At 73.1% G+C, this 19,404-nt stretch carries 20 protein-coding genes and 1 pseudogene; 9 read left to right on the plus strand and 12 right to left on the minus strand.

The annotated features are described in order from the left end of the window. The first annotated feature begins 126 nt into the window (after positions 1 to 126). The gene (locus tag ACIRPU_RS07560; protein ID WP_403862969.1) at positions 127 to 1,020 is read left to right on the plus strand and encodes a hypothetical protein; all 894 of its coding nucleotides are present in this window, start codon (positions 127 to 129) and stop codon (positions 1,018 to 1,020) included. A 72-nt stretch (positions 1,021 to 1,092) separates the two neighbouring features. Here the strand turns inward: ACIRPU_RS07560 and ACIRPU_RS07565 are convergent. After that, positions 1,093 to 1,488, minus strand: a pseudogene (locus ACIRPU_RS07565) (SDR family NAD(P)-dependent oxidoreductase); the annotation flags it as partial. A 39-nt stretch (positions 1,489 to 1,527) separates the two neighbouring features. Continuing rightward, complete coding sequence (locus ACIRPU_RS07570) at positions 1,528 to 1,935, minus strand: nuclear transport factor 2 family protein (protein WP_403862972.1); 408 nt, start codon at positions 1,933 to 1,935, stop codon at positions 1,528 to 1,530. Between the two features lie 79 nt (positions 1,936 to 2,014). On the opposite strand from ACIRPU_RS07570, the gene ACIRPU_RS07575 reads away from it, so the two are divergent. Together ACIRPU_RS07575 and ACIRPU_RS07580 are read left to right on the plus strand one after the other, a co-directional pair. Next, a complete protein-coding gene (locus tag ACIRPU_RS07575) occupies positions 2,015 to 2,578 on the plus strand; it encodes a PadR family transcriptional regulator (protein WP_403862975.1) in 564 nt (187 codons plus the stop codon). Positions 2,579 to 2,583: 5 nt separating this feature from the next. Then, positions 2,584 to 3,312, plus strand: coding sequence for a class I SAM-dependent methyltransferase (locus tag ACIRPU_RS07580; protein ID WP_403862978.1), 729 nt, complete (start codon positions 2,584 to 2,586; stop codon positions 3,310 to 3,312). Between the two features lie 45 nt (positions 3,313 to 3,357). On the opposite strand, the gene ACIRPU_RS07585 is transcribed toward ACIRPU_RS07580, so the two are convergent. The 7 genes from ACIRPU_RS07585 to ACIRPU_RS07615 form a co-directional block, all read right to left on the minus strand. Further along, positions 3,358 to 4,116, minus strand: coding sequence for a GntR family transcriptional regulator (locus ACIRPU_RS07585; RefSeq protein WP_403862981.1), 759 nt, complete (start codon positions 4,114 to 4,116; stop codon positions 3,358 to 3,360). Positions 4,117 to 4,282: 166 nt separating this feature from the next. Continuing rightward, entirely contained in the window at positions 4,283 to 5,449 is a 1,167-nt protein-coding gene (locus ACIRPU_RS07590; RefSeq protein WP_403862983.1) for a serine hydrolase domain-containing protein, read from the minus strand. 107 nt (positions 5,450 to 5,556) lie between these two features. Next, on the minus strand, positions 5,557 to 5,961 hold the full coding sequence (locus ACIRPU_RS07595; RefSeq protein ID WP_403862986.1) for a nuclear transport factor 2 family protein: 405 nt from the start codon (positions 5,959 to 5,961) through the stop codon (positions 5,557 to 5,559). 10 nt (positions 5,962 to 5,971) lie between these two features. Further along, positions 5,972 to 6,940, minus strand: a complete 969-nt coding sequence (locus tag ACIRPU_RS07600) for an acetylxylan esterase (protein WP_403862988.1) — start codon at positions 6,938 to 6,940, stop codon at positions 5,972 to 5,974. 86 nt (positions 6,941 to 7,026) lie between these two features. Further along, positions 7,027 to 7,614 (minus strand): hypothetical protein, encoded by a 588-nt coding sequence (locus ACIRPU_RS07605; protein ID WP_355702080.1) that lies wholly within the window; start codon positions 7,612 to 7,614, stop codon positions 7,027 to 7,029. A gap of 181 nt (positions 7,615 to 7,795) precedes the next feature. Beyond that, the gene (locus ACIRPU_RS07610) at positions 7,796 to 8,551 is read right to left on the minus strand and encodes a ferredoxin reductase (RefSeq protein ID WP_403863585.1); all 756 of its coding nucleotides are present in this window, start codon (positions 8,549 to 8,551) and stop codon (positions 7,796 to 7,798) included. Positions 8,552 to 8,603: 52 nt separating this feature from the next. Next, entirely contained in the window at positions 8,604 to 9,209 is a 606-nt protein-coding gene (locus ACIRPU_RS07615; RefSeq protein WP_355701778.1) for a sulfite oxidase-like oxidoreductase, read from the minus strand. Positions 9,210 to 9,416: 207 nt separating this feature from the next. On the opposite strand from ACIRPU_RS07615, the gene ACIRPU_RS07620 reads away from it, so the two are divergent. Both ACIRPU_RS07620 and ACIRPU_RS07625 read left to right on the plus strand, forming a co-directional pair. Next, positions 9,417 to 10,349 (plus strand): NADP-dependent oxidoreductase, encoded by a 933-nt coding sequence (locus ACIRPU_RS07620; RefSeq protein ID WP_403862991.1) that lies wholly within the window; start codon positions 9,417 to 9,419, stop codon positions 10,347 to 10,349. After that, entirely contained in the window at positions 10,346 to 11,074 is a 729-nt protein-coding gene (locus ACIRPU_RS07625; protein ID WP_403862994.1) for a GNAT family N-acetyltransferase, read from the plus strand. Before ACIRPU_RS07620 ends, ACIRPU_RS07625 begins: the two co-directional genes overlap by 4 nt. Before the next feature lie 16 nt (positions 11,075 to 11,090). Here ACIRPU_RS07625 and ACIRPU_RS07630 read toward each other — a convergent pair whose 3' ends face one another. After that, positions 11,091 to 11,552, minus strand: a complete 462-nt coding sequence (locus tag ACIRPU_RS07630; RefSeq protein WP_403862997.1) for a MarR family winged helix-turn-helix transcriptional regulator — start codon at positions 11,550 to 11,552, stop codon at positions 11,091 to 11,093. Between the two features lie 250 nt (positions 11,553 to 11,802). Here ACIRPU_RS07630 and ACIRPU_RS07635 point away from each other — a divergent pair, with 250 nt between their 5' ends. Further along, complete coding sequence (locus tag ACIRPU_RS07635) at positions 11,803 to 12,684, plus strand: putative protein N(5)-glutamine methyltransferase (RefSeq protein WP_403862999.1); 882 nt, start codon at positions 11,803 to 11,805, stop codon at positions 12,682 to 12,684. Here the strand turns inward: ACIRPU_RS07635 and ACIRPU_RS07640 are convergent. Both ACIRPU_RS07640 and ACIRPU_RS07645 read right to left on the minus strand, forming a co-directional pair. After that, entirely contained in the window at positions 12,677 to 13,411 is a 735-nt protein-coding gene (locus ACIRPU_RS07640; protein WP_403863001.1) for a hypothetical protein, read from the minus strand. The two genes, ACIRPU_RS07635 and ACIRPU_RS07640, sit on opposite strands and share 8 nt — an antisense overlap. A 126-nt stretch (positions 13,412 to 13,537) precedes the next feature. Continuing rightward, on the minus strand, positions 13,538 to 15,604 hold the full coding sequence (locus tag ACIRPU_RS07645; RefSeq protein ID WP_403863004.1) for a SpoIIE family protein phosphatase: 2,067 nt from the start codon (positions 15,602 to 15,604) through the stop codon (positions 13,538 to 13,540). Between the two features lie 240 nt (positions 15,605 to 15,844). Between ACIRPU_RS07645 and ACIRPU_RS07650 the strand changes: the two genes are divergently transcribed. The 3 genes from ACIRPU_RS07650 (at position 15,845) to ACIRPU_RS07660 (ending at position 19,395) form a co-directional block, all read left to right on the plus strand. Further along, entirely contained in the window at positions 15,845 to 16,738 is an 894-nt protein-coding gene (locus ACIRPU_RS07650) for a hypothetical protein (protein WP_403863007.1), read from the plus strand. 133 nt (positions 16,739 to 16,871) lie between these two features. Continuing rightward, positions 16,872 to 17,240: a hypothetical protein gene (locus ACIRPU_RS07655; protein ID WP_384119568.1), complete on the plus strand. Its 369-nt coding sequence runs from the start codon at positions 16,872 to 16,874 to the stop codon at positions 17,238 to 17,240. 139 nt (positions 17,241 to 17,379) lie between these two features. Further along, on the plus strand, positions 17,380 to 19,395 hold the full coding sequence (locus ACIRPU_RS07660; RefSeq protein WP_403863010.1) for an FAD-dependent oxidoreductase: 2,016 nt from the start codon (positions 17,380 to 17,382) through the stop codon (positions 19,393 to 19,395). The last annotated feature ends 9 nt before the right edge of the window (positions 19,396 to 19,404 follow it).

The following is a 19,404-nucleotide window of genomic DNA, read 5'->3' on the forward strand; positions in this document are numbered from 1 at the left end:
CGGCGCACGCAGGAGAGGCCGGGCGAACGTCACGGCCTCTTCCGGGTTCCATCCCAGATGTCCCCAGAGGGTAACGATCCGTGACGGCAAGGGACTTGACAGCTATTTCTGCATTATCTTCACGTCATGTCCACGCCGCCTCAGCCCCCGCAGCAGCCGGAGCAGCCGTCCGACGCACCGGCCCAGCCGAGCGCGTACCCCTATCCGAATCCGCAGTCGCCGGCCCCCGGCGGGCCGTTGGGTTTCCCGCCGGCGGCGCCCGCGACCCAGGTCGGCCAACCGAGCGTCTACGCCCAGCCGACCCTGGTCGGGCAGCCCGCTCAGCCCCAGCCGGTCAACCCGTACCTCCAGCAGGGCCCGTACCCCGTGGTCGGCCCGCCGCCGGCAAGCGGCGGCGGGGGCGCGGGGAAGGCCGTCCTGTGGGCCGCCGTCGGCGCGGTGCTGGCGTCCGCCGCCTGGGCGGCCGGCGTCTTCCTGATCGGCGCCGAAGCCGATCCGGACCTGCGCGGCTACTCGGCGCCGTCGAACCTGTGCAACTCCACGGACTACTCCTCCTTCAAGGACGAGTACCCGGACGACGACAGCTCCCCGACGCACAACAACCTCAAGGACGACGCCCTCGACGAGGGCCTGTGCAGCATCAGCCTGAAGAAGACCACGTCCAGCTACGCGGACGCCTATCTGTACTCCCAGGTGGACCTGCACAAGAAGACCGACCCCGGACCGGAGTTCACCGCGGCCTGGAAGAACTACCCCGACAGCCACTCCGGTTACGACGTGGAGACCGTCACGGGCATAGGCGACGAGGCCTATCTCGTCAGCGACGACACCACGTCCGGTTCGTCGAGCGGATCCCTCTACGCCACGCTCGCCGTCCGGGACGGCTGGACGACGTACACGATGAGTTACAGCGCCTACTACTCCTCGTACGACGAAGACACGGATCCGCCGACCCTCGAAGAGGTCACGGGCTACCTGAAGACGGACACCAGGACGACCCTGGAAAACCTCAGGGACTGAGGTCCGGCCAGGGTCGGGGTCGGGCCCGGGGACCGGGTCGCACGGCACGGTGGCCGGCACGCGGGCATGCGCTCAGCGGCCGGCCTCCGGCGGGTCCAGCGCGTTCGTGATCGCCATCACCCCGCCGTGCGCCGCGTACCCGCCGTCCACGGTGATCTCCGCGCCGTTGACGTACGACGCCTCGTCCGACAGCAGATAGACGACGAGCGGCGCGACCTCCTCGACGGAACCGGGGCGCCCCTGAGGCGTCATCGCCAGGTCCGCCCCCACGAACACCGGGTTCGCGGACGCCATCAGCGGCGTCTCGATGTACCCGGGGTGCACCAGGTTGGTGCGGATCCCGCGTGGCGCCAGCTCCAGCGCGGCCACCTTCGACAGACCGCGCAACGCCCACTCGCCGGCGGTGTACGCGACCGCGTGGTGAGCCGTCAGGGCGGCCACCGAACCGACGTTGACGATGGACGAGCCGGCCTACGCGGGAGCCCGCAGGCTCACCGTGGCCTGAGGTCAGGAGGCGGCGGCCGACCGGGCCTCCGCCTCCTTCAGGATCTCGTCGAACTGCGCCCCCATCGCCGCCGCGAGAGCCTGGGCGCCCGACAACGGGCGCACCATGACCGTGAGTTCGTCGATGAGTCCCTCCTCGTTCAGATGGATGAAGTCGCAGCCGGTCAGCTCCCGCTCGCCCACCCGGGCCCTGAACACCAGCGCGTGGTCACGCCCGTCGGCCCCGTCGAGCTCCCGGTCGTAGCGGAAGTCCTCGAAGACCCGCGTCACCCCCCGCAGGATCGACGCGGTGATCGCCTTGCCCGGGTACGGCTTGAACACGACCGGACTGGTGAACACCACGTCCTCGGCCAGCAGCGCTTCGACGGCGTCGAGATCACCGGCCTCGACCGCCTCGCGGAACGCGCGCATCGGATCACCTCATAGCGTGAGTAGTAAATTTGTTGAGTAGGTGCCGATGAGAATAATCACCTGCTGCTACCGTGTCCATATGTCCCTCAAGTACGCCGTCCTGGCCGCCCTCCTGGAAGGCGAGGCCTCGGGCTACGAACTGTCGAAGGTCTTCGACGTCTCCCTCGCCAACTTCTGGCCCGCGACCCCTCAGCAGCTCTACCGCGAACTGGAGCGCCTCGCGCAAGGCGGCCTGATCGAGGCACGGGTGGTGCAGCAGGAACGCCGGCCCAACAAGAGGATGTTCACCCTCACCGAGGCAGGGCGCGCGGACCTGGACGCCTTCGCCGCCACCCCGCCCCGGCGGCCCACCGCCATCCGCGACGAACTCCTCATCAGGATCCAGGCGATGGACGGGGTGGACCCGGAGGTGACCCGCGGGCTGGTCGAGGAGCGCAGGACCTGGTCCCGGGCCAAGCTCGACCGCTACCTGCGGGTGCGGGACCGCCTCCTCGACGGGCGCACCGAGGACGTGTACCTGAGCGAGGCCGACCGGATCGGCCCCTATCTGACGTTGATGGCCGGCATCGGCTTCGAGGAGACGAACCTGGCCTGGTGCGAACGCGCTCTGCTGCTCCTGAAGCGGCGGACGGCCGTAGGCTGACGCGGATGTTCAGTCCCGAAGGCCCCACGCTGCGCGAACTCGCCGTCCAGGCGCTGTCGTCCGTCGAGCACGGCTACGACCTCCTCGCGCCGAAGTTCGACCACACGCCCTTCCGTACCCCGGACGCCGTCCTGCACGCGGTCGCCGCGGCCCTGAAGGAATCCGGCCCCTACGAGGACGGCCTCGACCTGTGCTGCGGCACGGGCGCGGGCGTCGAGGTCCTGGCGACGGTGTGCCGGGGGAGTGTGACGGGCGTCGACTTCAGCGCCGGGATGCTGGCGGAGGCCCGCCGGCGGACCCGTCCGGCGGGCCCCGGGGTGTCCTGGGTGCGCGCGGACGCCCGCGCCCTGCCCTTCACCGCCGCCTTCGACCTCGTCGTCAGCTTCGGCGCGTTCGGGCACTTCCTGCCCCGGGAACTGCCGGGCCTGTTCGCCCAGGTGCGGACCGCGCTGCGGCCGGGCGGATGCTTCGCGTTCCCCGTCCTGGCCCCGCCCGGGCCGTCCTCCCCGGCCTTCTGGATGCTCCTCGGCTTCGACGCCGTGATGCGGGTGCGCAACGCCTTGTGGCGGCCGCCGTTCGTGATGTACTACCGCGCCTTCCGGCTCGGCGAGGTGCGGCGCGAGCTGGAGCGGGCCGGGTTCCGCGTGGACCTCCGCGCCCTGCCCGAGTTCGGGACGAGGAGCGACGGAAGTCCACGGGTGCGCATGGTCGAGGCGCGCCGGACGGACCGCTGAGACCGGACGCCGCCGAGACGGGACGCCTAGCGGGCCCGGACGGGATCACCCGGCCGCGGGCAGCGTGAACGCGTAGACCAGCGCCTCCCGCCGGGTGTCCACCACCAGGTCGGTGATCTCCAGAGGGCGCGCGTACTGGTCGTGCACGCGCCGGGTGACCCGCATCGACGGGTCGTCGTCGAGGTGGGTGATGCAGTCCCGGTGGTGCAGGGTCAGTCCCGCCCGGCGCATCCAGTCGTAGGCCCTGCGGAGCTCCGGGGAGGCGTTCGAGTCGGCGCGGTCGCGGTAGCGGGCCAGTTCCTCCACCTCGGCCAGCGCCACCGCGGAGAAGGACGTGACGGCCGTACGCAGACCGCGTCCGTCGGCGCGGGCGGACTCGTAGCGGTGCACCAGCGTCGGCCGGTGCGGGGCGATGCCGAGCGCCTCGGCGTGCTCGGGCGGGGGCGTCTCCCAGCTCACGGCGGCGTGGGCCACCGCCGAGGGGTCGTCCGCGGGCCGGGCGCCCACGGGGAAGGCCAGGAACGACGGGGTGCCGAGCGGCCCGCCCGGCAGGGCGGCGTGGCTGCCCCGCCGGTCGGTCTCGACCAGCCCGTCGCCGCGCAGGACCTCCAGGGCCTGCCGTACGGTCTGCCTGCTGACGCCGAAGTGCCGGGCCAGCCGCCGCTCGGCCGGCAGTCGTTCGCCGGGCGCGAGGGTGCCGTCGCGCAGTTCGCCGAGGAGCTCTCTGGCGATCCGCCGGTAGAGCGGCCCGTCGTCGGGGTGCGGGTGGACGTGCGGGGTGGTGGGGGTGGTGCTGCGGGCCATGCCGCGCGCCTCCTGTGAGTGACGTGCCGTGGTCGTGCGGACTCGGTGCGCCACCAGATCTAGCATTGGTCTAAACCAGCAGGGAAGGGCCGGCCGCCCGATCGGCCGAAACCGGACCGCCCCCGACCATCATCACGCCCGTGCCGCCGCCCGCGCGCGCCCGCGCTCAGAGCGCGCTGTACAGGGCGTCCACCAACGCCGTCTTCCGCGGGTCGTCGGCGATGTGCGGCCCCATCCGGTTCATCACGTACCCCAGCGACACCCCCGCCTCCGGGTCGGCGAGCCCGCACGAGCCGCCGAAGCCGTCGTGTCCGAAAGCGCGCGGGTTGGGTCCGTACGATCCGTTCCGGCCGCTCAGCCACAGCCCGAGCCCGATCTCCGTCTCGTGCGCGAACCCCGCACCCAGCACCAGGTCACGGCAGGCCCCCTGCCCTTCGCGCGCCCGCTCGGCCGCCTGGGGGGAGAGGACGCGGCGCCCGCCGTACGCACCCCGGCCGGCGAAGATCCCGTAGAGCGCGGCCACCGCCCGCGCGGTGCCGTGGCCGTTCGCCGCCGGGATCTCCGCGGCCCGCCACCGCGGCGAGTTCGCCTCGCTCGCGCCCGCCACCGGATTGGTCAGGGCGGCGATGGCCGCGGGCGCCAACTGGCTGAAGATCGCGGCCTGTTCGCTGGACGAGGCGACCGGCGGATGCACCAGCTCGGCGGCCCGCCCGGCCTCCTTCTCCGGCAGCCCGATGGTGAAGTCGACGCCCAGCGGACCCGTCACCTCCCGTTCCAGGAACGCCCCCGGCAGCAGCCCCGACACCCGTCGCACCACCTCCCCGACCAGGAAGCCGTAGGTGAGGGCGTGGTAGCCGGACCGGGTGCCCGGCTCCCACCAGGGCTCCGTGGCCGCGAGGCGTGCGGTGGTGAGCTCCCAGTCGTAGAGCTGCTCGAGCGAGTGCGGCTCGCGCAGTCCGGACAGGCCGGCGCGGTGGGACAGCAGCTCCCGGACCAGGACGCGCTCCTTGCCCGCCGCGCCGAACTCCGGCCAGTACCCGGCCACCGGGGCGTCGAGGTCGAGCAGCCCCCGGTCGGCGAGGAGGTGTGCGCACAGCGCCGTCGGGCCCTTCGACGTGGACCACACGTTGACCAGCGTGTCCCGCTCCCACGCGCGCGTGCGGGCCGCGTCGGCCCAGCCGCCCCACAGATCGGCCACCGGCACGCCGTCGACCGTGACGCTCACCGCGGCGCCCAGCTCGCCCCCGTCCCGGAAGTTCTCCTCGAAGGCCGCGCGCACCGCCGCGAACCGCGGGTCGCAGTGGCCGTGGATCGGTGGCACGTGCTCGGACATGAGGCCTCCGTGGTCCGCCGGAACCCCGGACCGCTACGGTGCGGCCCGGGCACCCCGAACGTACCGACTGGTCGGACTGGAGGGAAGCCCGCCGAACAGGTCCCGGATCACAGGAGAAACGTCCGCCCCGTCGGCTCCTGATGGCCGTCGGCCGTGTGCCAGTAGTCCCGCGACTCGACCGCCAGCCCGGCGTCGTCGAACCGGACGAAGACACAGCCGGCCAGCGTGCCGGCCGCCCCGTCCTCCTCGGACAGCACCCGGAACTCGGCCACCGCGACCCGGTTCGCGCCGACGACCGGGGGCGAGAACCGCACGTCGGTCACCCGCTCCGCCGCGAACGACCAGCGCAGATAGGCCTCCAGTTCGGCCCGCCCCCGGTGCGGTTCCCGGAACGGCATTGACCGGTGGACGCAGGTCTCGGCGTACAGCTCCAGCAGCGCCGTCACGTCGTGCGCGGCCCAGGCCCGCTCCCACACCGCCACGAAGCGCTCGGCGGCGGCACGCGTGTCCACGCGCCGGCCCTCAGGCGTAGGACCGCAGCCAGCGCAGCTTGGCCGCCTCCTGGTAAGGGCCGCCGCCCTCATGGTCGTTGAAGTCGTACACCTCGATCTCCTTGTCCTCGTGCGCCCACGCGTTGAAGGCCGCGAACACCGTCGACGGCGGGCAGGTCTGGTCCTCCAGGGCCGCCGAGAACAGGGCGGGGGCCGAACCCCGGGACGCGAAGTGCACACCGTCGAAGTACGCCAGGGTGCTGAGGACGTCCTGGGAGCGGCCGCGGTGCGTCTTGAGGAACAGGCCTATCTCGCGGTACGGGTGACGGTCCGTCAGCACCGCGGCGCGCGGGAAGTCGCACAGGAACGGCACGTCAGGGGCGATACCCGCGAGATCCGGCACCAGACCGCCCACGGCGATCGTGATGCCGCCGCCCTGGCTCCCGCCGATCGCCACGGTCCGTGCGGCGTCGGTCAGCGGGTGGGAGCGGGCCGCCTCGACGGCGCGCACCGCGTCCGTGAACACCCGGCGGTAGTAGTAGTTCTCCGGGGCGTCGATGCCCCGCGTCATGAAACCGGGGTACGAGGGCGCACCGCCCACCGGGTCCGCGGTGCCGCCGCCCCCGCCCCAGGCGCTGCCCTGGCCGCGGGTGTCCATGATGAAGTGCGCGCGGCCCGTCGACGCCCACAGCAGGTGCTGGTGCGGCAGACCGCGTCCGCCGCCATAGCCGACGAACTCCACGACCAGGGGCAGCGGTTCCTCGGCCCCGGCGGGCAACGTCAGCCAGCCCTTGACGGGATGCCCGCCGAACCCGGCGAAGGTCACGTCGTACACCTGCACCGTGGTCAGCCCCGTGTCGACCGGCTCGAAGCGGGCGTCCAGGTCGTGCTCGCGGGCTTCCTGGAGGGTCTTGGACCAGAACGCGTCGAAGTCCTCGGGCTCGGTGGACTCGCTGCGGTAGGCGCGGAGCTCCTCGTCGGCCAGGTCGAACAGGGGCATGAAGGACCGCCTTTGTTAAGTGCCCATACGAATGATCACACCGTACGTGGGCACCGGGAGGCCTCGCCAGACCCTGTTCAGGAGCTTCAGGCGGGCCTGCGGCGGGTCCACTGGGGTTCCGTGCGGGCCCACTCCCGCTCCCACTCGCCCAGCCGGTGCCGCATCGCCACCCGGCGGATCACGGCGTGCCCGAGGAGCACCACGGCGGCGGTCCCGCCGGCCGCGCACGCACCCATGGTGAAGGCGTGCTGCCACACCAGCGTGTCGTTGGGCGGCGGTGCGACGCTGCGGCCCCGCGTGTCGAACCACACGTTCACCGTCTCGCCCGCGCGCGTGCCCGCCGGGACCCGGGCGGTGGCCGTCCGCGCGTGTTCACCCGGCGGGGTCCACCGCACGGTCACCGGGAACGTCTGCTGCCTGACGCCCTCCACCGAGGGCATGGTCTCGGGCACGTGGCCGACGACCTCGACCCGCACGCGATGGCGTTCGGCCCGCAGCCGGTCCGCGACCGCCTGGGCGTCGGCATGGCCCCACCGGCCGGCCAGCGCCCCGGCGAGCGGCACGGCGACCAGCAGCAGCACGGCGACGAACAGCGCCGTCCACGCCTCGACCACATCCGACCGGCGTCGCAGCGGATTGTCCCGCCGGCGCCAGCCCCGCACCCGGCCTCGCATGTCGACCTCCTCGCCGTCACGCGTACGAGTGCCCACATGAGCGTCATACTCCGTTCGGAGTACATCGTTTCACGCATCGTTCATGTCGGCCCCTCGGCAGCCGTGACGCCGGGGACGGGCGGGGCGGGAGCGGCCCGGCGGGGCGGCCGAAACGGGTCCCTGGACGGGTCAGCCGGACGGGTCAGCCGAAGCGCTCGATCCGGATGCGGTCGACCGGCTGCCCCGCCCGGACCAGCAGCCGCGAGGCATGCTCGGCGAACGCGTTGGAGCCGCACACGTACGCCTCCCAGCCGCCCGCCGGCTCCTCGGCGAGCAGCGGGGCGAGGTGATGTGCCGCGAGCCGCCCCACGGGCACGCCCTCCGGCGCGCTCCGCGTGAACACGGGCGTCGTCTCGGCGCCGTACTCCCGCGCGTAGATCAGCTCTTCGGGGCCGCGCGCGGACACCAGCAGCCGCAGCGGCACGTCGAGGCCGCGCGCCCGGTGGTGGCGGACCATCGACATCAGCGGGACGACCCCGGAGCCGGCGCCGATCAGCAGCGCGGGCCGGTCGCCGGGCCAGGCGAAGAAGCCGCTGAGCGGACCCCGCACCTGGACCTCGTCACCCGGCTCGGCCCCGGTGTGGAACCAGCCCGAGACCTCGCCGCCGTCCACGTGGTCCAGGGTCAGCTCGACGTGCCCGTCGTCGTCGGGCGCGGAGGCGATCGAGTAGTGCCGCTGGGCGGTGTAACCGTCGTCGGCGGTCAGCCGCAGCATCAGGTGCTGGCCGGGCAGATGCCCCGCCCAGGCCGGCGCCGCGAACCGGAAGGTGGCCGCCCGCGGGGTCTCGCGACGGATCTCGGTGAGCGTCGCCGTCTGCCACAGGGCGGCGGCCCGGTTGCTCACGGCGATCCGGCCCGGCACCGCGAACCGGGTCGGGGGAGTGAAGGTCCCGGTCACCGTGGCATCGGTCACCGGGGCACCGGTCACGGAGGTGTCGGTCACGGAGGTGTCAGTCACCGGAGTACCTCTGCTCCTCCCACGGGTTGCCCCGCGCGTGGTAGCCGTTCTGCTCCCAGAAGCCCGGCTCGTCGTGGTCGAGGAGCCGCAGGCCCGCGATCCACTTGGCGCTCTTCCAGAAGTACAGGTGCGGCACCAGCAGCCGCGCCGGACCGCCGTGCTCGGCCGTGAGGGGCTTCCCGTCGTACTCCCAGGCGATCCACGCCCGTCCGCCGGTCAGGTCGGCCAGGGGCAGGTTGGTGGTGTAGCCGGTGTGCGAGTACGCGACGGCGTGGGTCGCGGACGCGTCGGGCCGGACGGCCGCCAGGAACGCGTCCAGGGACACCCCCCCGAACCGCACCCCGAACTTGGACCAGCTGGTCACACAGTGGATGTCACCCTCGTACGCGGACCCGGGCAGCGCGTGCGCCCCGTCCCAGTCCCAGGTGCGGGGCGATGCCACCAGTCCGTCGACGCGGAAGGTCCAGTCCGCGGGCGCGAGGTCGGGCGTGACCTCGGCGGACAGCACGGGCCAGTCGTCGCCCGCGTCGTACTGGCCGGGGGGCAGCCCCGGATGGTGGACGCGGGGGCGGCCGGTGAAGCCTCGGGTGACGTTCATGCGGTTCCAACGGGAGGACGGCGGTTGTTCACGCCATCAACCGTACGTGCATGTCAGCCGTGCTCCGGACCCGGTCGGCCCGCCGATCATTAAGCCCGTATGAACAGTCCCGCGAGCGGGGAATAGCCGCCGTGCCCCGGCCCTTGCACGTGTCGTTCCGGATCCAGCGGTCCAGCGGTCCGGTGCCAGCGAAGGAGAGTGGGAGCAATGCCGAAGGCGTACGTCTTCACCCGGTACGGCGGCCCGGAGACCGAGGCCCTCGTCGACCTGGACCGCCCTCGGCCAGGGCCCGGCGAGGTGCTCGTCGCGGTGCGCGCGGCGGGGGTGAACCCGGTCGACTGGAAGCAGCGCACGGGCTACCGGCGTCCCGGCGAGAGCGGTGAGCGCGCGTTCCCCTCGGTCCTGGGCAACGAGGTGGCCGGCGTCGTCGAGGAGACCGGCGAGGCGGTCACCGGGTTCGCGCCCGGCGACGAGGTGTTCGGCACCGCCGTCGCGGGCGGCTACGCCGAGTACGCGCTGCTGGCCGCCGGCATCACCGCGCACAAGCCCGCCGAGCTGTCGTTCACCGACGCCGCGACCCTCCCCGTGGCCGCCGCGACCGCCTACGACGGCGTGCTCCAGCTCGATCTGCCGGCCGGGGCGACGCTGCTGGTCACCGGCGCGGGCGGCGGAGTCGGGGTCGCCGTCGCGCAGATCGCCCGGGCCCGTGGACTGCGGGTCGTGGGCGTCGCGAGCGAGGGCAAGAAGGACTTCCTCGAATCGCTGGGCGCCGTGCACGTGCCGTCCGGCCCGGACTGGGCGCAAGGCGTCCGCCGGGCCGCGCCGGACGGCGTCGACGGCGTCTACGACCTGGTCGGCGGCGACGTGCTGCGCGAGGCGGCCGGCCTGGTGCGGGACCGCTCCCGGCTGATCACCGCCGGAGCCCCGGCCGAGGAGGTCGAGGGGCTCGGCGGCGCCCGGGTGGCGCGCGCCCGCGACACGGCCGTTCTGCGGGCGGTGGCGGACCTGGTCGTCCGCGGCGACCTGAACCCGCATGTCAGCCTCACGTTCCCGCTGGAGCGGGCGGGCGAGGCGCTGCGCGAGGTCGAGAGCGGCCACGCCCGGGGCAAGGTCGTCCTGGAGATCGGAGCGGACGCATGAGCACCGTCGAACCCCCGCACGTCCTCGACAACCCCGCCCGCGCCTCCCTCACCGGTCCGCACGCGCACTTCGCCGAGCGCCGGGGCCGGGTGCTGCGCTACCCCGTCGACGTGTCGCCCTGGCTGGCGCTGCCGGACGAGCCGGACGCGGACGACTGGGCGGATCTCGCGGCGCTCGCCGGTCCCGGAGCGGAGGTCCCGCTGCCGGGCTTCCGCGGTGAGCTCCCGCCCGGGTGGGAGCTCACCCTCCAGATCGAGGGCGTGCAGTTCGTCGACGACGGGCTGGCCGCCGCACCCGAACCCGAGGCGGTCCGGCTCGGCCCGGCCGACGTGCCCGAGATCCTCGACCTGATCGCCCGCACCCAGCCGGGGCCGTTCGAGGCCCGGACCATCGAACTCGGCACCTACCTGGGCATACGACGGGACGGCGCCCTGATCGCCCTGGCCGGCGAGCGCCTGCACCCGCCGGGCTGGACCGAGATCAGCGCGGTCTGCACCGACCCCGCCTTCCGGGGCGAGGGCCTGGCGACCCGGCTGATACTGGCCGTCGCCCACGGCATCCGCGAACGCGGCGAGACCCCGTTCCTGCACACCAGCGCGGGCAACACGAACGCCATCCGGCTCTACGAGTCGCTGGGCTTCCGGCTGCGCCGCCGCACGGCCTTCCTGGCCGCACGGCTGCCGGAGCGGCTGGGCGAGGGGCGGGAGTCGGTCCCGGTGGCGTAGCGGGCCGGCCGGGGGGTCACGGGGCCGCCGGGGGAGGCAGGTCGGTCCCGGCGGCCGGCCCGCCCCACGCGTTGTAGCGCACCAGGTACTCGGCGAACCGCTGCAGGTCCGCCTCCGGCCACTGCGCCAGCCGTTCCCGGAAGGCCGTGCGGCGGCTCTCGGTGACCTGGGCCAGGATGCGGCGGCCCGCGTCGGTGAGGTCGAGGACCTGCACGCGGTGGTCCTCGGGGTCCTGGCGCCGCTCGATCAGGGCGGCGCGCTCCAGGGCGCCGACCTGGCGGCTGACCGTGGACTTGTCCAGGGCGTAGTGCGCGGCGAGGTCGGTTGCCCGGCAGCCGCCGCTCTCCTCCAGGTGGCCGAGGAGCGTGTAGGACACCAGTGACAGCTCGGGATGCAGCCGGCCCGCCGAGGCACGGGCCCGCCGGGCGAAGCTCGTCATCTCCCGCTGGATCGTCTCCACGGCCTCGGCTGCTTCCACGGGTCCTCCCTCAGTCGCCCAGTTGCATAGTACAACTCGGGGTGGGCGAGGCCCTCCGTGCCAGGAACGTCATCCGATCTCCGGTGTAGGGTGGCCGTCCGGCTGCGGAGGTTCCCAGTCGCGCGAGAGCGAGGAGGTGAGACCCATTACCGCAGTGTCAGGTCGGGTGCTCTCCTCCCGTGGCAGCGTGGATCGCCGCCGGTAGGCGACCGTGAGAGCGCCCTTCGGCTTCCGAAAGGCTCTCGGCTCCATGCCCCCTCGTTCTTCCGCCTCTTCGCCCTCGCCCTCCTCTCCCGCTGGTCCCACGTCTCCTCCTTCCGCTGCTTCCGTGCCTCCCTCTTCCGCTTCTTCCTCCCCTTCGTCGTCCCGTGACGTCCTGGTCGCCGTTCTGCGTGGTGCCGGGTGTGTGTTCGCCGAGGACGAGGCGGAGTTGATCCTCACCGCGGCCCGCACGCCGGACGAGGCCGCGGACATGGCGGCCCGCCGCGCGTCGGGCCTGCCCCTCGAACACGTCGTCGGCTGGGCCGAGTTCCACGGTCTGCGCATCACCGTCGAGCCGGGCGTCTTCGTGCCCCGCCGGCGCACCGAGTTCCTCGTCGACCAGGCCCTCGCCGCGGCGCCGCACGCCTCCGTCGTCGTGGACCTGTGCTGCGGCTCGGGCGCGGTCGGCGCCGCGCTCGCCGCGTCCCTCGGACCGGTCGAGCTGCACGCCGCCGACATCGACGCGGCGGCGGTGGACTGCGCCCGGCGCAACATCGCCGACCACGGCGGACACGCCCATGCCGGCGACCTGTTCGCGGCGCTTCCCGGACGACTGCGCGGGCGAGTGGACATCCTGGCGGCGAACGTGCCCTACGTCCCCACCGGCGAGGTCCCCCTGCTGCCCGCGGAGGCCCGCGACCACGAGCCGCTCACCGCCCTCGACGGCGGCGGCGACGGGCTGGACGTGCTGCGCCGGGTCGCCGCCGAGGCGCCGTACTGGCTCGCCCCCGGCGGCTGTCTCCTCGTCGAGACCAGCGAGCGCCAGGCTCCGGCCGCCGTCGAGGCGTTCACCCGCAGCGGTCTGACGGTGCGTCTGGCGGACGACGAGGAGCTGTACGCCCACGTGGTCGTCGGCACCAGGGTCAGGTAGCGGCTCCGCTGCCCGTGGGCCCGGGGGAGTGCGGGCCGGGGGAGCGCTGGCCGGGGGAGCTCTGGTCGTCCTCCCGGTCCCACGGGCCGTGTCCCCGGCCGTCGCCGCGCCGGTCGCCGCCGTCACGGCCCTCGAAGGTGCCGGACAGGACGCGGTCGGCGGTGTCGGTGTCGCCGGAACGGGAGCCGACGACGAAGACGGTGTCGCCCTTCTTCAGCGCGTCCGCCCCGGAGGAGCCGGAGGAGCCGGACGGTCCGTCGGCGGACACGGTCGCGTCCGCGCCCACCGTCCACGTCCACGAGGCGCCGTCCTCGCTCTTTACGGTGACCTGGTCGTCGGCCACCTTCGTCACGGTGCCCCGCTGCCAGACGCGGACGACCCAGTCGCCGGTGTCGGGATCCTTGACGGTCGCCTCACCGTGCGCCGCGCCCTTGCCGAGGCCGAACCACGGGCCGCCGTGGCCGTGCCGTCCGCCCGGCCCCTCGGAGGAGGACGCGGACGGGGACGCGGACGGCGCGCCGCCCCCGGAGTCGCCCGAGGTCGCCGCGTACGCGACGGTGCCGCCGAGCGCCAGGACGGCGACGGCGGTGGCCGCGATCACCGCCCGCCCGCGGGCCGACCGGCGTCGCCACGGCGTGCGCGGATCCGCGCGGACCCGTTCCCCGTCGACCGGTCCCGAGAGCAGTTCGACCTCTGGTGGCCCTGCGGGCCTGTCCGGCTCCTGCATCACGGCTCACTCTCCTCGGTCACGACGGGGGCACGGATGCCACGCCTCACTGTGATTGTCCGAGGTGCCGGGTAAGGAAGCGATAACAAAAGCCTGTGAATCGGACGGGCGCCGTCGCTCGGACGCTCACTCCTCGACGCGCGCACGCGCCACGAGCAGCGCCACGTCGTCGTGGTTGTCGGGGTGGTGCAACGCGCTCAGCAGCAGGTCGCACACCTCCTCCAGCGGCCGCGCGGGATCGTCGAGCAGCGCCAGCAGCGCCTCCAGACGTTCGTCGAGCGAGTGCGTGCGGGTCTCGACCAGGCCGTCCGTGTACAGCACGAGCTGCTCGCCGGGGGCGAAGTCGACGTCGGTCGTGGAGAACGGCACCCCGCCCACGCCGAGCGGCGCGCCGGTGGGCAGGTCGAGCAGCTCCGGCGGACGGCCCGGGCGGACGCGCACCGGCGGCAGATGTCCGGCGTTGGCGATCCGGCATCTCCCCAGCCGGGGGTCGTGGACGGCGTACACGCAGGTGGCGATGGAGTGGTCCAGGCCCTGCGTGATCCGGTCCAGGTGTTCCAGGAGGACCGCCGGGTCGAGGTCGAGGGAGGCCAGCGTGGTCGTCGCGGTGCGCAGCCGGCCCATCGTGGCGGCGGCGTCGATCCCGCTGCCCATCACGTCACCGACGACGAGCGCCGTCTTGCCGTCCGGGAGCGGGATGACGTCGAACCAGTCGCCGCCGACCTCGGTGGTGGCGCCCGCGGGCTGGTAGCGGGAGGCGACCTCGAGGCCGCCGGTGACGGGCGGATGGCTCGGCAGCAGGCTGCGCTGGAGGGTGAGCGCGGTGGTCCGGGCGCTCTGGTACCAGCGGGCGTTGTCGATCTGGATGGCCGCCCTGGCCGCCAGCTCGCGCGCGAGCAGCAGGTCGTCACGGCCGAACGGCAGCGGATTGCGGGTCCGTTTGAGGTCGAGGGCGCCCAGCACCTCGCCCCGCGCGATGAGCGGCACGGCCAGATAGGAGTGCACCCCGGCCCGCGCCAGCAGGGCGGCCGCCTCCGGGGAGTGCGCGATGCGCCCGAGGTCCTCGTCCTTGACCTGGGCCACCATGACCGGCCGACCCGAGCGTACGCACTCGGTGACGAGCCGGTCGGGCGCGTAGCGGGCCACCTGGCCTGGTTGGTCGGCCGCCCGCAGCGCGTCCGGCTCGTCGGCGGCGCGCACCGCGAGGGCGCGGATCACGGCCGATTCGGCGGGCCCGAGGCTGGTGCGGCGTCCCGCCATCACCGCGTCGAGCAGATCCACCGCGGCGACGTCCGCCAGTTCCGGCACGGCCACGTCGGCCAGTTCGAAGGCGGTGCGCTCCAGGTCCAGGGTGGTGCCTATCCGCGTGGAGGCGTCCGCGATGACCGCCAGCCGACGGCGCGCCGCCTCGGCCTCGACGGCCGCCCGGTGCCGGTCGGTGACGTCGACGACCGAGACGGCCACGCCCAGCACGGTGCCGCGGGCGTCCTCCAGTCGGTACAGGGACAGGGACCAGGCGTGGTCCTCGTCCGGGTCGGCGGGGGTGCGGCCGACCGTGGACCGGTCGAGGAGCGGCTCCCCGGTCCGCAGCACCTGGCGCGCCGCGGCCTCCAGGGCCTCCGCGTCCAGCCGGGGCAACACCTCGTGGATGGTCCGGCCCAGGTGATCGGCGGCCGGAACGCCGTTGATCCGCTCCAACGCCGGGTTGACCGAGACGTAGCGCAGGTCGGTGTCCAGGACGGCGAGGCCGTTGGGGGACTGCGCGACCATCCGCGTCGACAGCGCCAGGTCCCGCTCCAGCCGGCGCACCGTCGTCCGGTCGGTGGCGAGACCCAGGGCGTAGACGTCGCCCCGGTCGTCCATGAGCCGCATGTTGCGGAACTCCACCAGCCGGGTGGTGCCGTCCTTGCGCAGGATCGGGAACGCCCCCGCCCAGCTCTCGCCGGTGGCCATGACGTCGGCGAACAGCTGCACGACCAGGTCGACGTGCCGTTCGTGGACCATCACATGGGCCGCGTACCGGCCCAGCGCCTCGTTGGCCGAGTACCCGAACAGTTCCTCGGCCTGGGGGCTCCACAGGGCGATGCGCCCCTGGGTGTCGAGCACCACGGAGGCCACGTTGAGCACGTCCAGCAGGCCGCTGGGCCCGGTGGGGCCACCGCCCTCAGCCGCGGACGATCCGGCTTCGTTCATGCCACGCACCGCCTCCGCATATCGACGCGGCACGCCGTCCCCCGTGCCGACTCCCCTGTTCTACCGTGCTCAACCCTTTTCTCCCACGCCTTGGGCGCCCTTCTTCATGCTCCTCCAGTACGGCGTCGCGCGCCGTTCTCCTCAAGGCCCGCACCTGTCCATGGGATTGGTCTGTACATGACCATCAGGCCGGGCCAGACTGTCCGCCGAGCTCGCCCACCCCCCTCGACGAGGAGTCCCATGCCCCTGCGTCCTGCCCGCCGCCGTCGCATCACGGCCGGCACCGCCCGCGCCGGCTTCCTGGCGCTGGCCGTGGCAACGGTCACCGTCCTCTCCGCGGCCCCGCCCGCCGCTGCCGCCGACACCTGGACCGAGGTCGGCTCCGACCGTGCCGACCCGCTGACCGAGAGCCAGGGCCTGGCGTCGGTCGAGGTTCCGGCGAACAGCGCCAACCGTTACACCGGCATCGGCACGATCCCGTTCTCCGTCTCCACCCGGGGCTGGAACCACGTCGGCGACCCCGACGCCTCCTACGACGGCTACTACGTCGAGCCGTACCAGAGCGACTCGAACAACGCGAAGATGTTCCGCGTGCAGGCGCCCGGCGGCGCCTGGTCGGAATACGTCCACGCGCTCGGCTCCGGTGAGGCCCTGAACAACTCCTGGGCGGCGATCACCCCGAACAGTCAGTGGATGCTGTCCGGCGAGTGGGGCACCATGACCCGGTTCCTCGTCTTCCCGACCCCCGGCGCCAACTCCGCCACCTCGCCCTCCGCGAACCTGCCGCAGGCGTCGACCGTCCGCCTCGACCATGCCGTGCGCGATGTCCAGGGCTGCGACTTCACCGGCCCGACCACCCTGCTGTGCGCCTCGGACGACCCGGCGGGCACCCTCTTCGGCATCACCAAGCCCCTCCTCCAGATCGACCTGTCCGCCGAACCGAACGGCAGCTCCGACGTCACCGGGCATGTCACGGCCCTGCGTCAGCTTCCGCTGCGCAGCTCCTGCTCGGGCACGTTCGAAGCGGAGGGCATCGACTACGACCGCCGTTCCGGCACCCTGCGGGTGATCGTCGTGTCGCCCGGGTTCTGTGTGCTGACCGACAGCAAGACGTACCGCTTCACCCGGAGCTGACCGGGGCCGGCCTGACCTCCGGCGCCCCTCCTGTCGCTGGTCCCACTCGGAAAGTGGTGCTTTTCTGGGGATGTGGCGCGGTGCGCGGGGAACCCGCACTTCCGCGTCACATCCCACGAGAGGAGCGATCACGATGGATCGCGAACGACCGCACGAGGAGTCCGTCTCCGTCGAGATCAGCGGATGCAGCAAGGAGGACGCCCGGATCGTGTTCGACACGCTGAACCAGTGCTTCGAGTCGGACCGCGGCACCGACGAGGCGCCGCAACAGCTCCACGAGAGCCGCCCGATGGTGTGGCTCGGCACCTTCGAGGTCACCGAGACGCGCGACTGCGCCCGGCCGGCCCGGCTCTCGTCGTCCGTCGAGGCCGACGCGCAGGGCAGCTACTGGGCGATCGAGCGGCTGCGCACGACGCTGGACTCGGCCTTCGCGGTGCGCGACCTCTCCTCGGCCTCCGGAGACCAGGAGCGGGAGCTGCACGTCATGCTGGAGAGCCGGTGAGGCGGCGGCGCCGGAGCCGGTGAGGCGGCGGCGTCGGTGACCTGCGGCACATGACCCCGATCCCATTGTGCAACTAGTTGCATAAACCGTGCGCGGTCCTCTAGAAATGGAGGGAAGACACCGCGCACGGAGGGCTGTCATGAGCCGTTACCCGCACCTGCTGAGCCCGCTCGACCTGGGCTTCACCACGCTGCCCAACCGCGTCCTGATGGGCTCGATGCACGTCGGCCTCGAAGAGGCCGAGCGCGGCTTCGAGCGCATGGCCGCGTTCTACGCCGCCCGGGCACGCGGGGGAGTGGGCCTCATCGTCACCGGCGGCATCGCCCCCAACGACGAGGGCCGGCCCTACGAGGGCGGCGCCAAGCTCACCACGGACGCGGAGGCCGAGCAGCACCGGGAGATCACCGACGCCGTGCACCGCGAGGGCGGCCGCATCGCGATGCAGATCCTGCACTTCGGCCGGTACGCCTACCACCGGGACCTGGTCGCCCCCAGCCCCCTCCAGGCGCCGATCAGCCCCTTCCCGCCCCGCGAGCTCACCGACGCCGACATCGAGCGCACGATCGACGACTACGCCCGCGCCGCCCGCCTCGCCCGGCAGGCCGGCTACGACGGCGTCGAGATCATGGGCTCCGAGGGCTACCTCGTCAACGAGTTCATCGCGGCCCCGACCAACCACCGCACCGACCGCTGGGGCGGCTCGTACGAGAACCGCACGCGCTTCCCCCTCGAGATCGTGCGGCGGGTGCGCGAGGCCGTCGGCGAGGACTTCATCGTCATCTACCGGCTGTCCATGCTGGACCTCGTGCCGGGCGGCTCGACCCTCGACGAGGTCGTCACCCTCGCGAAGGCCGTCGAGGCGGCCGGCGCCACCATCATCAACACCGGCATCGGCTGGCACGAGGCGCGCATCCCCACCATCGCCACCTCCGTGCCGCGCGGCGCCTACACCTGGGTGACGAAGAAGCTCATGGGCGCGGTCTCCGTGCCGCTCGTCACCACCAACCGCATCAACACCCCCGAACTCGCCGAGGAACTGCTCGCCGACGGCTGCGCGGACATGGTGTCGATGGCCCGTCCGATGCTCGCCGACCCCGAGTTCGTGGCCAAGGCGGCGGCCGGCCGTCCCGAGGCCATCAACACCTGCATCGGCTGCAACCAGGCCTGCCTCGACCACACCTTCAGCGGGAAGATCACCTCCTGCCTGGTCAATCCGCGCGCCTGCCACGAGACCGAGCTGATCCTCGCCCCGACCCGGCTGCGCAAGCGGGTCGCGGTGGTGGGCGCCGGCCCGGCGGGCCTGGCCTGCGCCGTGAGCGCCGCCGAACGCGGCCATGACGTCACCCTCTTCGACGCGGCGAGCGAGATAGGCGGCCAGCTCAACGTGGCCCGCAAGGTCCCCGGCAAGCAGGAGTTCGACGAGACGCTGCGCTACTTCCGCCACCAGCTCGACGCGCACGGCGTGGACGTACGGCTCGACACCCGCGTCGCCGCCGGGGACCTGACCGAGTACGACGAGGTCGTCGTCGCCACCGGCGTCAGCCCCCGCACCCCCGACATCCCCGGCGTCGACCACCCGAGCGTCGTCGGCTACCTCGACGTCCTGCGCGACGGCGCGCCCGTCGGCGACCGCGTCGCGATCCTCGGCGCGGGCGGCATCGGCTTCGACGTCGCCGAGTTCCTCACCGACGGCGGCGACAAGGCGAGCGAGGACCCGGCGGCCTACTTCCGCCAGTGGGGCGTCGACATGGACTACCAGGGCCCCGGCGGTCTCACCGCCCCCGAGCGCCCCGCCCCGCCGCGCCAGGTCCACCTCCTCCAGCGCAAGACCGGCAAGGTCGGCGCGGGCCTCGGCAAGACCACCGGCTGGATCCACCGCACCGAGCTCAAGCACCGGGGCGTCACCATGGTTCCCGGCGTGCGCTACGACCGGATCGACGACGCAGGGCTGCACCTCACCGTCGGCGAGCAGAGCACGCTCCTGGAGGTCGACACCATCGTGCTGTGCACGGGTCAGGACCCGCGCCGGGACCTGTACGAGGCGCTGCTCGCCGACGGCGCGAAGGCGCACCTCATCGGGGGTGCCGACGTCGCCGCCGAACTGGACGCCAAGCGCGCGATCCAGCAGGGCACGGAACTGGCGGCGGCGCTGTAGGACCGTACC

This window comes from Streptomyces sp. NPDC102259, from assembly GCF_044766465.1.
Classification (GTDB): Bacteria; Actinomycetota; Actinomycetes; order Streptomycetales; family Streptomycetaceae; genus Streptomyces.